The following is a 13,629-nucleotide window of genomic DNA, read 5'->3' as shown; positions in this document are numbered from 1 at the left end:
TTTTCCTTTGTTCGGGGACAGAGAAATATGAAAAATCAGTTATCCGGCGTCGGAAGTAGGGGTTTTATTATCTGCCGAGCTGGACGAAGAAGTAGCTTCACTCGTGACTTTATTAACCACCTTCGACACGTGTACCATGCCGGATGCTTTGGGCGCGTCAGCAACTTTGCGTGAAGGAATATGGCCTCGCTTCTGTTTCCAGAAGAAGAGGGGCATAACGATGCCCACATACAGCACCCACGCTATAGCTTCGACCCACGTGGTAGTGGTCGAAAGGTTAAAGACTGCTTTCAGGATCGTGGCAAGGAAGCCGCCCGGTTCGATAAAGTCTTGAGAAGCGAATGCTATATTGTTCAGTCCCGGCAGTATCCGTGCTTCCTGTAGATCGTGAATACCATAGGAGAGCACACCAGCGGCAATAATAATGAGGAAGGCACCGGTCCAGGTGAAGAACTTCGCAAGGTTGATCTTCATAACGCCGCGCATCATAGCCCACGCGATGAGTACTGCCGTCAAGATACCAACAATGGCGCCAATGACGGGAAGCACCGTACCAATCTCAGTACCTTGGGTAGCGGCGCGAGTGGCAGACCAGATAAAGAGCGTGGTTTCAAGACCTTCACGCCCTACCGAGAGAGTCGCAAGAACTATCACGGCCCATGAGCTAGTTTGAACCGCGTCAAGTTTTCCTTGGAGTTCCGCAGAGAGGGCGCGAGCGTTTTCCGCCATCCAGAACACCATCCAGGTGACAAATCCAACCGCAATAATCGAGAGAGACCCACCGATGGCTTCTTGAGCTTCAAAGGTCAGCGTTTCAGGTCCAAAGGTCAGGATTGCTCCAAAGATGAGCGAAACAGCTATGGCGGCTGCAACACCAATCCAAATAGGTGGGAGAAGGTGATTACGCTTGGTCTTGTGCACATAGGCAATAAGGATACCCACGACAAGCGCGGCTTCTAGCCCTTCCCGTAGACCGATGAGGAAGTTACCAATGAATATTCCCCATGATTGTGCATCAAGACCCATAATTCGTCACCACGTTAGATTAGACAAAATTTCTTTTCTTTAATTTAACTCTAAAGGTTCCCTGGGTTACACACCCCATCAGGATCGTGTGAGACTTAGCACACCATAAGTGTAGTGTTGGGATAGGCATAGTTTACCTACAGAATGTCTGCATAATAACAAGGGACCCAACGCTTGTTCAGAGAGAAATATCCGTTAACCTTTCATTTTTTACAGAAATAACGGATACTTATGCCTTTACGCTCTGGAAATGCCTCACAAGACACACCGTTATATTTCAGCTCCGATGGAGTATGCTCAGCAGCTCCCGCACTATAGGCAAGTCGGCAGGAATCCAGGGTAAATCAAGAATATCTTGAACGCTCTGCTTCTTCACCGAAACCCATCGAAGTTCACGATGATCTTGGAGCGGTAAAGGCTCACCCCTGCTAATCTCGGCAAGGAACACCCGCATAGCAGCCTTCTCGTTTAAGACCCAGCCTTGCGGATGATCTCCCTGTACCTCAGAACCAAGATGTACGCTCACACCAAGTTCTTCTATCAGTTCACGTTCCAGTGCCTGCTCGCAAGATTCCCCCGGCTCAACCTTGCCACCCGGAAATTCCCATAAACCCGCAAGGGATTCGGGGGCAGACCGCTGCGCAACAAGCATCCAAGAGGGTGATTCAAGGCTGTCTACAATAGCAGCGCCCACCACTTGAACGGAATATTCCGACATCTGTTCCTTTCGAGAATAAGCATTCCAGCAGACCAAGAAGATCTATAAGTCCGGGATTTCTACCGGCTAATGGGATACGCTCGTGGAGTCCTGCGCTTCGGGACGGTAAACATCCGGTTCCAGATATATAACACGTGCCGCCGGTACCGCCTCACGAATACGTTCTTCAGTTTTGTCGATCTCATTCGCAACAGTAATTCCCGTATCAGCATCATGAATGCGAATCTTAGCCGCAACCAAAATCTCTTCAGGTCCCAGATGCACAGTCTTAATATGAATAACACGACCCTGGTCCCCGTTTTCGATTGCAGCACGAATTTTCGCGAGATCCTCCGGGGAAGCAGCCTCCCCCAGAATCAAAGACTTCATCTCAGAAGCAAGGAATATAGCAATAAAAACCAGAAGTATACCGATAGCCAAAGTTCCGGCGGCATCCCACAGACCGTTACCGGTCAGCAAAGTCATTGAAACGCCAAAGAGAGCCAGGATTAGACCAAGGAGTGCGCCCGCGTCCTCCAGAAGAAGCACCGGAAGCTCCGGATTCTTTGAGGTACGCAAGAAACGAAGCCAACTCTGCTGCCCCTTCATCTCGCGCGATTCTTTAATAGCAACGCGGAACGAGTTACCTTCCAGGAGAATAGAACCTACAAGTACCGCAACCGGTACCCACTGCCATTCCGTAATTCCGTGAGGGTCATGCCATTTCTCGTACCCCTCGTAGAGCGCGAAGAGGCCACCAAGCGCGAAGATAATAATAGATACGATGAAGGCATAGATATAGCGGTTACGCCCGTAACCAAAAGGATGCTCTTCGTCTGCTTCTTTTTGCGCTACTTTGCCGCCTACCAGCAGAAGTAACTGGTTACCCGAGTCTGCTACCGAGTGAATAGCCTCAGCCAACATTGAGGATGAACGGGTCAGAAGGTAGGCAATAAATTTAAGAACCGCGATGCCTAGGTTTGCGCCTAAAGCCGCAAAAATTGCGCCTGATCCGGTGTGACCAGAATGAGCGGACATTCTTTCTCCAATACATGTCTGTGTTTCAAAAGTTCTTATTTTATATGAGCCGCCGAGTCAGGAAGCTACTGAGTCTGGTGTTGTGCCATTGCCGAAGCATAGAGGCATATCGCTGCAGCAGTACCTACATTCAACGATTCGGCCGCGCCATACACTGGAACTGCAATGCGCATCGTAGCCGCAGATTTCTCCTCGGCGCTAAGTCCTTGGGCTTCATTTCCAAAAAGCCACATAGTAGGACGAGAAAGGTCAAAAGCACCTTTTACCCCCGCCGGAGCTTCACCGTCAAGACCAGCGCGAAGAACTGCCGCGTGGTCAATAAGGTCTTGAAGATTTACAGTACCGTACCCATCGGCGGCAAGCACAACGGTTCCCTGAGATTTTACATCCTCGGCAAATTCTTCCAGCTCAACACCTTGAATAATGGGAACGTGAAAGAGAGAACCTGCCGTTGAACGTACTGTCTTGGGGTTATAAAGATCAACCGACCCCTTCGTGGTGATAACGAGATCGGCCCCTGCCGCATCCGCCACACGCAGAATAGTACCCGCATTCCCAGGGTCCTGAATCCTGGATAGTACAGCGATAAGTTTAGGGTTGAGAGCGTTTTCACCCCATAAGACAGAGAACGAAGTATCCACCATGAACGAAATGGCAATAATACCTTGCGGGGTTACGGAATCCGCCATAGCCGCCAAGACTTCATCGGTCACGACACGCATAAAGACACGGCGGCCTTCCTCAGGTGTAGGGGTACCGTGCGCTTGTTCCAGAAGTTCAGCAATATCGGGGTGACGCTCATAGGCGCTTTCCGTAACGTATACGGCGTCTAACACCGGTGATTGCAGATGCGCTTTCAGTGCCTCACGCACGGCTTGGGGTCCTTCGACCATGAACTGTTTTTTCTTGGCACGCCCACGACGAGTGCTCAGTTTGGCGATGTCACGTACACGATCAGCATGCGGATTCGACATCACGGTTGGGGAACTTATGCGTTCTAGAAGATTCACCCTTTAAGGGTACAGGCAAACAGGTAACCGATGCGCTCCCCCGCACACGCTGAAGTGGGGCTGCATTTACGGGATTTTCTATATCAGTAAGAAAACGGTCGCCGTCATGAGACACGGCGACCGTTTACGCTTTAATACCCGCACTGCTGCAGGTACTACCTGGCTCTCAGTTATGCTTTAGGAGCCGAGGTATCCTCAGGTAGGTTTTTCTTAGCGATCTCAACCAGAGCATTGAAAGCTGCTGGCTCGTTCACAGCGAGCTCAGCCAGCATACGGCGATCAACCTCAACACCGGCAGCCTTAAGGCCCTGAATGAAACGGTTGTAGGTCAACCCCTGTGCACGGGATGCAGCGTTAATACGCTGAATCCAGAGGCGACGGAAATCGCCCTTCTTCTTACGACGGTGGTCGTAACTGTATACGAGCGAGTGGGTGACCTGTTCCTTAGCCTTACGGTACAGGCGCGAACGCTGACCGCGGTAACCGGATGCACGATCGAGAATAGTACGGCGCTTCTTGTGCGCGTTAACCGCGCGCTTCACACGTGCCACGTGTGTCTCCTTCGTCTTATGTCCTGAACGGCCATCATGTTATACCGTGCAGGAGCGAGTCTTGGTCTGTGATGCGGATTTTCCCGCTTCTCTAGGCGAATTGTAAGCGTAGCTTACTTACCCAGCATCTTCTTAACAACCTTTGCCTGGCCACCAGTAACAATCTGGTCGGATGCCAGACGACGGGTCAGACGAGATGACTTGTGCTCCAGGTAGTGGCGGCGGTTCGCCTGCTGGCGCTTAACCTTGCCGCTACCGGTGAGCTTGAAGCGCTTCTTAGCACCAGAGTGGGTCTTCTGCTTCGGCATAGCTGCCGTTCTCCTTACATTCATCCCCGCGCGAGCGGAGTAGCTTGAGGGGGAAGAGTGCCCTCCCCCAAGGACGAATTACGATCGGGGATTAACCCGCCGTGCCAAACTCAAAGTTCAAGGACGCCACCTCCACGAGGGGCGCCCCCAAGCTGTGTTTCGGCTCTATTACTCGGCTGAAGCCTGAGCTTTCAACTCGGCAGGCATAGCATCTGCCAATGAGTTACTAACGGGCTTCGCCGTAGTCGTGTCGAGACGCTCGCGACCCTTGCGGTTGCCTGAGTTCTGTCCACGGCGCACTTCTGCTTTACCGCGAAGCGGTGCCAGAACCATCACCATGTTGCGTCCATCCTGACGAGGACGAGACTCAATGGTGCTCACCTCAGCCAGTTCTTCTGCCAAACGCTCAAGCAGACGCACACCCATCTCGGGGCGCTGCTGTTCACGACCTCGGAACTGAATCATGGCCTTGACTTTATCCCCACCGGTCAAGAAACGACGAGCGTGCCCAACCTTGGTTTCATAGTCATGGGTATCAATCTTCAGACGGAAACGGATTTCCTTCAGAACGGCGTTAACCTGTTTCTTGCGGGATTCACGAGCCTTGACCGCAGCTTCGTACTTGTACTTACCGTAGTCCATGAGCTTACAAACGGGCGGTTTCGCGTTCGGGGCAACCTCGACAAGGTCGAGTTCGGCATCCTCAGCAAGACGCAAGGCATCTTTAAGAGGAACAACGCCTACCTGCTCGCCACCGGGGCCAACAAGTCGGACCTCCGGAACGCGGATACGATCGTTTATGCGTGGTTCGCTAATGAGTAGCTCCTGTGCTCTGTGGGTTTCCCCGTGAATATTATCCGTGGCGAGCACTAAAAAAGCCCTCGCCGTTTACAAGCGAAGGCACACATCGAATACCGAAAATTCGGTTATCTAACCCGTCTGCCTCACACCATATGCGGGCGGATGCGGGTGGGAGTAGACTCCACTTGCAAACAGTACATTAGTCTACCGGGTTTACAGCTAATTCACAAGAAAATGCCAAGAACGATAACCTTCTTCGTCATATTCCCGTTTTATCCCTGTGAAGCCGGTCAGTCAGCCCAGTAAACCTGCCGTGAGGGGCAGCTACGATTATGCGCATTACGCTACCCCGCACAAGGCAAAATCTTATCTGAAAACCTGTGTAGCGAACATATGAAGATTTACATTCACGGATCGTTCAAGGTACTTCAGCACGCAGAATTAGTACACAGGACCGGTAAATTTCTCGCCAGGCCCTTGCCCCGGCTCATCTGGGATTGACGATGCTTCCCGAAACGCCAGCTGTAACGTCCGCAGCCCATCACGCAGCGGGGCGGCATGCTGCGAACCAATTTCCGGCGCCGCCGCCGTCACAAACCCCGCCAATGCAGTAATAAGTTTGCGTGCTTCATCCAAGTCCTGTAACTCCGCAGCATTATCTTCGGCAGCCAGACCGCATTTGACGGCTGCAGCGCTCATGAGATGGACAGCCGCAGCACCGATAATCTCAACGGCTGGCACATCGGCAATATCCCGCATCTGTTCACTAACGGCATGCATTTGTTCATCAGTTAGCTCTGTACCGCCGTGTACAGGTACAGATTCATTTGATGATGCGCCAAATTGAAAACTATTCGTCATATTACTCATGGTTCTAGAATCTCACACTCTCTAAAGTTCACCAAGACATCATCAACTGAGACTACACAAATCTATGAAGCAGAAAGAAGCTTAATTTGCACAGAATCAACCGCCTGTGACATAAGGTCGCTGCTCGCCAGACTCCGCTGAAAATCCTGAATTACCATATTGAGCTGTTCGCGGGTGAGTCCGGGAAGAACAGCAAGTTTAATCGCAAGCTCAGGACCAGGTCCTCCGCCCCTTAGGATCTTTCCCGTGCCTGTGCGTGCCTGTACGCCGTCACCAACATCGCATTGAACATCCACCAAAGCGGGTTGTGTAGAGATAAGGCGCTTTAGTTCATTTAGTACCTCGTCGCTGAGATACGAAGGGATCCACGGTTTCCCCTGCGCCAAAGACCAAACAGCGGGGCGACGTACCACAAATGTGAGGTTCTGACCAGGATTCACAACGATGAGTTGGTTATCATCTTCCACAGCACTCAATGCCGTTTTACGCATAGAGGCCGCAACCGGGCGAGCTTGCGGATGCCACTGCGTCAAAGCATCAACACTCGTAAAAACAGGAAGAGCTTTTCGACCATCTGGAGCCTGCAAGCTAACTAATGCCATATCAGCTTCTTTATCAGATACCAGACCATCATGGGTTATATGAGCTTGTGAAAGCTGAGCAACAATCGGAGCAAATATTCGCACTTCACTCAACGCTTCAACAACTGCTGCCTCATCAACTTCATCAGCTTCAAAAGAGGTCAGAACCCGGACTAAATCTGGGTTTGTCAAACCATCGTCTCCATAGTATTGATGGGTTTGTGACGTTCCCTCTCCCAGGTTCCTCCCTTTCCAGGGCTGTCCGCCAGTATCAGTTTGCCTCCCAGCGCTGCGCAATTGAGCCGCAATATGCTCCGGCAACGCGCGCTGTGCAACTGCACGCTTTTGGGGTTCAGACAGATTCCGTTGTTCTTGTGGGTTATGAGGCATCATCATTAGCCGCCTTAAGAGCCTCTTCAAAAGTAAAATTGCCGACGTACAGTGCCTTCCCTAGGACAAGACCTTCCAAGCCCTGATTCGTCAGCGCACGAAGAGTGCGAATATCTTCCAGTGAAGCAACACCTCCCGAAGCCACAACGGGATGCTCAGTGAGACTGAGAACTTCACGAAGCAGCTGTAGCCCAGGCCCTGAGAGAGCACCATCTCGGCTTACATCTGTCACAATATATCGGCATGCTCCCGCAGTTTGCAGCCATCGCACTGTGTTATGCACGGAATCGCCACACCATTCGGTCCCACGTGCTACAACGGTTCCATTGCGAGCATCCAAACCCAGAGCTATCCGCTCACCATAGTGCCCTAGTGTTTTCTCTAACCATGCCGGATGCTGCAGCGCCGCCGACGTCACGTTGATGCGATCGGGTTCAAGACTCAAGGCGATTTCCAAAGAACGTTCATCTTTAACACCGCCACTGACCTGTATTTTTATAGGATTCTGAGCTATCGCACGAACTCGATCAATAACCTTGCGAAGGGTGCGAATGTTGTTACCACGGCCAAACGCCAAATCCAGATCAACAAGATGAATCCATCGTGCCCCCGCGCGGCGCCACGATAGAGCCGCTTCCACCGGATCTGTACCCTCACTCTGTTGGGAGAGGCGACCGCCTACGGGACGCACTGCACGCCCCTGAGCAATATCGACTGCGGGAAGAAGTTCTAGAGTACCCATATTCTTATCCCTGTGACCCGTATACGAAAGTTACATATGCTCCGTAGCCGAAGAGGGCTAAAGCAATAATCCACAGCACAATCTGCGCGCCAAGAGATATGCCCTGTTTACGGAAAGATATACCCCCACCGGCAAAGAATGCCCCAACAGTCATAAGAATAAGTCCGGAGTATAGAGGTGACATGTGATGCTCCTTCGCAGTTTTTCGTAAAATTTATGATGCTACAAACGGTTCATGACGGGAAGATGCGCAACCCAGCGGCGAAGAAATTCTTCACCTGCAGCACCCGAAGCTACCGGACAAAATTGAATTGCTGTGAGAGGACCATTCTCGACAGCTGCAATATAACGCGGATCTGCATCAGTCCAACTGACAGCAGGCGGCTCCATATAGTCTATACTCTGGTCAAAATCCCAGGTAAACACGCCATCCTCTGCTTTGAAATTTAGGGGTTCAGGAAGATCCTGTAAAAATTTACTGGACACAGCGGCCTCAACCCTATAGCATCCTGGATGAGCCCCAGCGGTGGCTAGATCTTGTGCAGCACCCGGCCACTCTCCTAGTGCAGAAATATCAAGGTCTCCAAGCTCTGGGTTCACGGTTCGGATAACTTCAAATAACATCCCAAAACCAGCCCCCGCAACAAGGACAGGACGGCCGCCTGCAACGCGCCTGCCAAGCACCCGATCACCGTGGAGTTTCCGCACAGCCTCGTATGTTTCGAGAGATTTCTTATGGCCAGCAATCACCGTACCATCAGCGTCTCGTAGAGAATCGAGATCTGTGGTAACGAACGCTTGGGCACCGACGCGCTCGCACGCTTGCTGGAGCTCGCCATATGTGCCAAATTCGCCAAGTATAGCTACTGTGGGACGTGTGGGCATAGAGACTCCTTAGTTCCGCTCCCACCGGATTCCAGACGAACAACCGGGCGAGCATACAAATGTCATGTATCTCTAGGGTACAAACTCCAAGGTTTCTGCCCCTAATCTCACGCTATCATCGCATACCGCATGTTATATCGCCTGTATTGAGCACCATATGTCCATAAAAGGGCCTTACGCGATACAGGTCCCTTCAAAGCCACCAGTCGCAAATTAGTCATGAGAGCAAAGAATGCGGAATAGTTATAATAAGCGCACATCCAGTCACGTTTTCTAGATAGCAACTATGGCTGCTATCGCACATTTGGGACTTCTAGACGCTGCCCGACTTTGACAGTTGAACCCTGCAGATCATTAAGTTTACTGATCTGCACCATGGTGTCGCGTGGATCAGTCTTCGGGTCTACCTCTTGTGCAATATCCCAGAGCGTATCTCCAGATTGAACGGTCACGTACCGGGTTCCTGCGCCTTGAGAATTATTTCCAGCGTTTGCTGTATGCGGCGATATAAGAATGATCGCCCCAAGAACGACAAGGGCCGCCAGCGTTATCAGCGGAATGCCAAAAACCCAATTTTTCAGAGCCCTAGAGCAATGCATAGCACGTGTGAAAAATGAGGGATTGCGCTTATTAACCACCGACACACCTTTAAGTTTTTCTGGAACCCGCCGCTGTCCGCTTGATGTTTTACCGGTTACGCTCTGCTGAGTCTGAGAGGAAGATGTGACGTTCACTTTCTGTGGTGCAGCTGAGAATGAAGTCTCGTATACAGCTTGTACTTGAGGAAAAGTCAGTCGAGGATGAGGATGAGGCACACGGGAACGGCTCGGTGAAGCATAGTGTGTACGTGCTCGATAAGAGCCCTGACGAACACGAGCCGGGTGAATGACGGTTAACCCCGCCGGAATCCGGGAGGAAGAAGCAGCCGTTGCCATAGTATTTTCCTTTCCTCTGGTGTGTGACAAGTTCATATCCTCGCCGTTACACACCATTCTCAATGCTCATAATGCGGTTGGTATGAGTTCATATTCCTGCAGAAAGCACATATTTTGCTTTCGGATTCTCTCAAGATGCTCTAGAAATACCGAAGTATTTCGAAGACCGATAATCCCTGCATAGCAAGAGCCTGAACTAGAACATTTCACCGAAAGACCTCAACTTTTATCGAATATGTCTTCCGTAGACACCAACTATATCGAATCTAGTTTCGATAGTCTAGTAGAAAGTTACTAAATATTTCTTCGATTATATTCGAGGTTCATAGAATATTTGTTTGAAGTTTTCTCTCTGATGCTTTAGACTGAGAACGAGACGGTTCATCGTTATGCTTACCTGGATCCAGTCAATACTCTAGGAACCATGGCGTGCGTAAATAGTTAGAAAGAAGGCTCCGCATGACACCCGAAGCTCAGCGCCCTCCGCTGACTCCGCGTCAGCAGAAAATTTTGGATGCGATTCGTACAGAAATCGAGCAGAAGGGATATCCCCCTTCGATGCGTCAGATTGGCGATATCGTTGGGTTGGCTTCGCTTTCTTCGGTGACTCATCAGCTCGGTCGTCTTGAGAAGATGGGGTATATTCGCCGCGATCCAAAACTACCGCGTGCCATTGAGATTCTTGACGATCTAGAGCATGAGGGCACTTCAGCCCATTTTCCGGAGCTGCCTACATTTGAGGTGAGCGATGAGGATATGGTTCCCGTGCCCCTCGTAGGTCGCATTGCTGCTGGTGGGCCTATTACGGCTGAGCAATCCGTTGAGGATGTTCTCTCTCTCCCCCGCCAGCTCGTGGGCAGCGGGAAGCTCTTCATGCTTCGCGTCAAAGGGGATTCTATGATTGACGCCGCCATATGCGACGGTGACTGGGTTGTTGTGCGTGAACAACACACCGCTGATAATGGAGACATTGTTGCGGCTCTTCTTGACGACGAAGCGACCGTCAAAGTATTCCGCCAAGTAGATGGTCATACCTGGCTGCTCCCCCGAAATTCCCAATATGAGCCCATACTCGGCGACCGCGCCACGGTGATGGGTAAAGTAGTTTCTGTTCTGCGAAGCATCTAACAGGGATCTTCTGAACTGCGCGCGTTTTTCTCAAAAGACACGCGCTAGAGGTTCCGTTCCTGCGTATTCAACCGTCTCATGTCCAGAAGGAACAACAGCACAATGATTGACCGTGAGATCGTTTTTATTGTCTATGTATCGGATATCGAGGCCTCAGTGTCCTTCTATACGAGCATTTTAAATCTTGAGGTCAGTTTTACCTCGCCACGCTATGTCACCATGGATTTAGCGCCGGGAGTCTCGCTAGCGTTGTGGACCGGAGCAAGCAATACTCTTCATGAAACTTCAACACGTACGTCTGAGGTATGTATAAATCTCAAGGGTTCCGATGCAGAAATCCTCACGCAGTACCAAGCCTGGGTGGAACAAGGGGTTGTCATATTGGAAGAGCCCCATCGTGATGTATTTGGGATGACTTTCGTAGCAAGTGATCTAGATGGGAACCGTATCCGAGTTTCCCCGATAGACTAACTAATTACTATAGGCAGCCATAAGCGCACAATACATCAGGGAGGGCACCGTTGAACGGTACCCTCCCTTTCTCACATTACATCTATGGACGCTTCGCTACGTTTATGTCTCGGCACCAGTACCGGAATACAACGTGCATTAAGCCCGCGTATCTTATTGCTTTTAGTCAATACTCTGGTAAAGCCGTTCTAAAGCACCCAAAACAACATTCTTATCCTGGGTGGTCCAAAGGTTAGGCATCGCCCGCATCAGGTACCCACTGTATCGCTGAGTCGCCAGCCTAGAGTCAAGGATCGCCACTACCCCGCGATCGTGGACGGAACGTATCAATCGCCCTGCTCCCTGAGACATGCGGATTGCCGCATGATATGCCGAAACAGCCATAAACCCATTCCCGCCTTTTTCTGCCACGGCACGGGTACGCGCTTGAGCGAGTGGATCGTCTGGGCGCGGGAACGGTATACGGTCCATCAGTACCAGACGACAGGAGTCTCCGGGAACATCTACTCCCTGCCAAAGGCTCATGGTGCCGAAAAGACAAGCATTTATATCTTCAGTAAACTCCTCGACAAGAGCCCGCAACGAAGACTCTCCCTGCAAGAGAATATTCAAATCCGTGTGCTGACGTACATATTCAGCCGCTTGCTCGGCACCTCGCTTCGATGAGAATAACCCCAGAGCCCCACCACCAGAAGCTTCACATAATTCGCGTAATCGTTCGAGCTGCTGAGGATTCACGCCAAAGCTCGGTTTGGGCAAGTCGGAAGCCACGTACAGAATTCCCTGCCGTGGATAATCAAAAGGAGAGCCTACATCAAGACCTTCCCAGCGCGGAGCTTGCGGCCCCGCTAACCCTAGGGCACCTGCTACCGCATCGAAGGATTCGCCCACGGTAAGGGTTGCACTCGTAAGAATAACGGTACGGTCCTCAAAAAGCCCCTCACGCAAACGGCTTCCGATGTTCAAAGGAGCAACGTGGAGTGTGGCGGGATCCTGATCGGATGCCGCCGTATATCGTCCGTTTTCCCAATTACCCTGGCGAGATAGCCACAGCACTTCGCGGTGTTCGGCAGACTCCAGCATGCGCGTTGCGGCATCGTGTACCTCAGAGACACGTGAACGAGCCATCTGAAGCCCGGCATCCGCCTCTTTATTGTCACTCTTAGAGTCGGAAAGCGCCGCCCGTGCGGCATCGGCTACAGCCGCGAGCGCGTTCAGAAGTCGCCCTTCGAGCCTTTCTATCAAGCCCTCAGAAACACCTTCACATGCGGTTTCTAAAGAACCGGCGGCTTGTTCAAGCGCGCTGGAGTCTGCTTTGGAGTTCTTGCGGATATCGCGAGCAGCACGCCTAATTAAGGAAGCAGAAAGAGAATCCGTCACCGCGCCGGTCACGCGGTCTGCGAGCTCATGCGCCTCGTCAATAATAGCGATATCGTGTTCGGGAAGTACACCTAAGCCTTCAAAAGCGTTGATGGCAAGCAGCGCATGATTAGTAATCACAAGATCGGCTTCATATGCTTCTTGGCGCGCCCGCTCACTAAAGCACTCCTCAACGAGGGGGCAGCGTTTTCCCAAACACTCTGAGGCGCTCACGGATACCTGCGCCCAGGCACGATCCGATACACCGGGTTTAAGTTCATCGCGGTCGCCGGTCTCGGTTTTTTCCGCCCAGGACCTTAACCGCAGCACCTCTTCACCAATGCGAGACATACTACGCTGAGGCATGTCGAAGAGGGTATCAGGTTCCTCTTCGGGGTATCCCCCGTCGAGTTTGTGCAGGCACAGGTAATTGTTCCTGCCCTTGAGGATTGCGACCTGAGCTTCAGATTCGGGCTCAGAAGAGAGCGCCTCCATAAGTTTTGGAAGGTCTCGTTTTACGATCTGCGCTTGGAGGGCTAGGGTTGCGGTCGCCACGATAATGGGTTTTGTGCTCGCACCCGCATGATGCAGGGCTGGCACCAAATATCCGAGGGATTTACCGGTTCCGGTGCCTGCCTGCACGAGGAGATGCCGCTCAAGGTCGAAAGCTTGCGCAACATGGGCTGCCATCCTACGTTGTCCGAGGCGTTTTTGCCCGCCCGTTTTTTCAATCGCACGATCGAGCAAATCTAACACGGGCTTTGCACCGGGCAGAGTTTCAAGCTCCGCTCCGGTGGGCGCAGTAATATTATCATCGGTCACGGACGCTCACGCTCT

General features: G+C 51.6%; 16 protein-coding genes. 2 read left to right on the top strand and 14 right to left on the bottom strand.

The window, feature by feature from the left end; genetic code table 11:
- Positions 1-39: 39 nt before the first annotated feature.
- The 13 genes from efeU to HMPREF0733_RS07545 all read right to left on the bottom strand — a co-directional run bounded on the left by efeU (position 40) and on the right by HMPREF0733_RS07545 (position 9,834).
- Complete coding sequence (gene efeU / locus HMPREF0733_RS07605) at positions 40-1,026, bottom strand: iron uptake transporter permease EfeU (protein WP_013398781.1); 987 nt, start codon at positions 1,024-1,026, stop codon at positions 40-42.
- 277 nt (positions 1,027-1,303) lie between these two features.
- Complete coding sequence (locus HMPREF0733_RS07600) at positions 1,304-1,744, bottom strand: (deoxy)nucleoside triphosphate pyrophosphohydrolase (protein WP_013398780.1); 441 nt, start codon at positions 1,742-1,744, stop codon at positions 1,304-1,306.
- A 66-nt stretch (positions 1,745-1,810) separates the two neighbouring features.
- On the bottom strand, positions 1,811-2,761 hold the full coding sequence (locus HMPREF0733_RS07595) for a cation diffusion facilitator family transporter (protein WP_013398779.1): 951 nt from the start codon (positions 2,759-2,761) through the stop codon (positions 1,811-1,813).
- Positions 2,762-2,826: 65 nt separating this feature from the next.
- Positions 2,827-3,771 (bottom strand): TrmH family RNA methyltransferase, encoded by a 945-nt coding sequence (locus HMPREF0733_RS07590; RefSeq protein ID WP_013398778.1) that lies wholly within the window; start codon positions 3,769-3,771, stop codon positions 2,827-2,829.
- 170 nt (positions 3,772-3,941) lie between these two features.
- On the bottom strand, positions 3,942-4,322 hold the full coding sequence (gene rplT, locus HMPREF0733_RS07585) for a 50S ribosomal protein L20 (RefSeq protein WP_004006288.1): 381 nt from the start codon (positions 4,320-4,322) through the stop codon (positions 3,942-3,944).
- 113 nt (positions 4,323-4,435) lie between these two features.
- Positions 4,436-4,630, bottom strand: a complete 195-nt coding sequence (gene rpmI / locus HMPREF0733_RS07580; protein WP_004006287.1) for a 50S ribosomal protein L35 — start codon at positions 4,628-4,630, stop codon at positions 4,436-4,438.
- Between the two features lie 168 nt (positions 4,631-4,798).
- Entirely contained in the window at positions 4,799-5,500 is a 702-nt protein-coding gene (gene infC, locus HMPREF0733_RS07575; protein WP_013398777.1) for a translation initiation factor IF-3, read from the bottom strand.
- 372 nt (positions 5,501-5,872) lie between these two features.
- Positions 5,873-6,292 carry a DUF1844 domain-containing protein gene (locus HMPREF0733_RS07570; RefSeq protein ID WP_013398776.1) on the bottom strand — a complete coding sequence of 140 codons (420 nt, stop codon included), beginning with the start codon at positions 6,290-6,292 and terminating at the stop codon, positions 5,873-5,875.
- Between the two features lie 71 nt (positions 6,293-6,363).
- Positions 6,364-7,074, bottom strand: coding sequence for an SseB family protein (locus tag HMPREF0733_RS07565; protein WP_244864684.1), 711 nt, complete (start codon positions 7,072-7,074; stop codon positions 6,364-6,366).
- Positions 7,075-7,261: 187 nt separating this feature from the next.
- Complete coding sequence (locus HMPREF0733_RS07560; RefSeq protein WP_013398774.1) at positions 7,262-8,014, bottom strand: HisA/HisF-related TIM barrel protein; 753 nt, start codon at positions 8,012-8,014, stop codon at positions 7,262-7,264.
- 4 nt (positions 8,015-8,018) lie between these two features.
- A complete protein-coding gene (locus HMPREF0733_RS07555; protein ID WP_004006282.1) occupies positions 8,019-8,198 on the bottom strand; it encodes a hypothetical protein in 180 nt (59 codons plus the stop codon).
- 38 nt (positions 8,199-8,236) lie between these two features.
- On the bottom strand, positions 8,237-8,899 hold the full coding sequence (locus HMPREF0733_RS07550; protein WP_013398772.1) for an imidazole glycerol phosphate synthase subunit HisH: 663 nt from the start codon (positions 8,897-8,899) through the stop codon (positions 8,237-8,239).
- Positions 8,900-9,192: 293 nt separating this feature from the next.
- Positions 9,193-9,834, bottom strand: coding sequence for a LysM peptidoglycan-binding domain-containing protein (locus tag HMPREF0733_RS07545; RefSeq protein WP_013398771.1), 642 nt, complete (start codon positions 9,832-9,834; stop codon positions 9,193-9,195).
- Between the two features lie 459 nt (positions 9,835-10,293).
- On the opposite strand from HMPREF0733_RS07545, the gene lexA reads away from it, so the two are divergent.
- Both lexA and HMPREF0733_RS07535 read left to right on the top strand, forming a co-directional pair.
- Positions 10,294-10,962, top strand: coding sequence for a transcriptional repressor LexA (lexA, locus tag HMPREF0733_RS07540; RefSeq protein ID WP_013398770.1), 669 nt, complete (start codon positions 10,294-10,296; stop codon positions 10,960-10,962).
- A 102-nt stretch (positions 10,963-11,064) separates the two neighbouring features.
- On the top strand, positions 11,065-11,433 hold the full coding sequence (locus HMPREF0733_RS07535) for a VOC family protein (protein ID WP_013398769.1): 369 nt from the start codon (positions 11,065-11,067) through the stop codon (positions 11,431-11,433).
- Between the two features lie 162 nt (positions 11,434-11,595).
- Here the strand turns inward: HMPREF0733_RS07535 and HMPREF0733_RS07530 are convergent, their stop codons facing one another.
- Positions 11,596-13,614 carry an ATP-dependent DNA helicase gene (locus tag HMPREF0733_RS07530; protein WP_013398768.1) on the bottom strand — a complete coding sequence of 673 codons (2,019 nt, stop codon included), beginning with the start codon at positions 13,612-13,614 and terminating at the stop codon, positions 11,596-11,598.
- Positions 13,615-13,629: the final 15 nt, after the last annotated feature.

It is taken from the genome of Rothia dentocariosa ATCC 17931 (assembly GCF_000164695.2).
Taxonomy (GTDB): domain Bacteria; phylum Actinomycetota; class Actinomycetes; order Actinomycetales; family Micrococcaceae; genus Rothia; species Rothia dentocariosa.
This window is presented reverse-complemented; position numbering and strand designations above follow the sequence as displayed.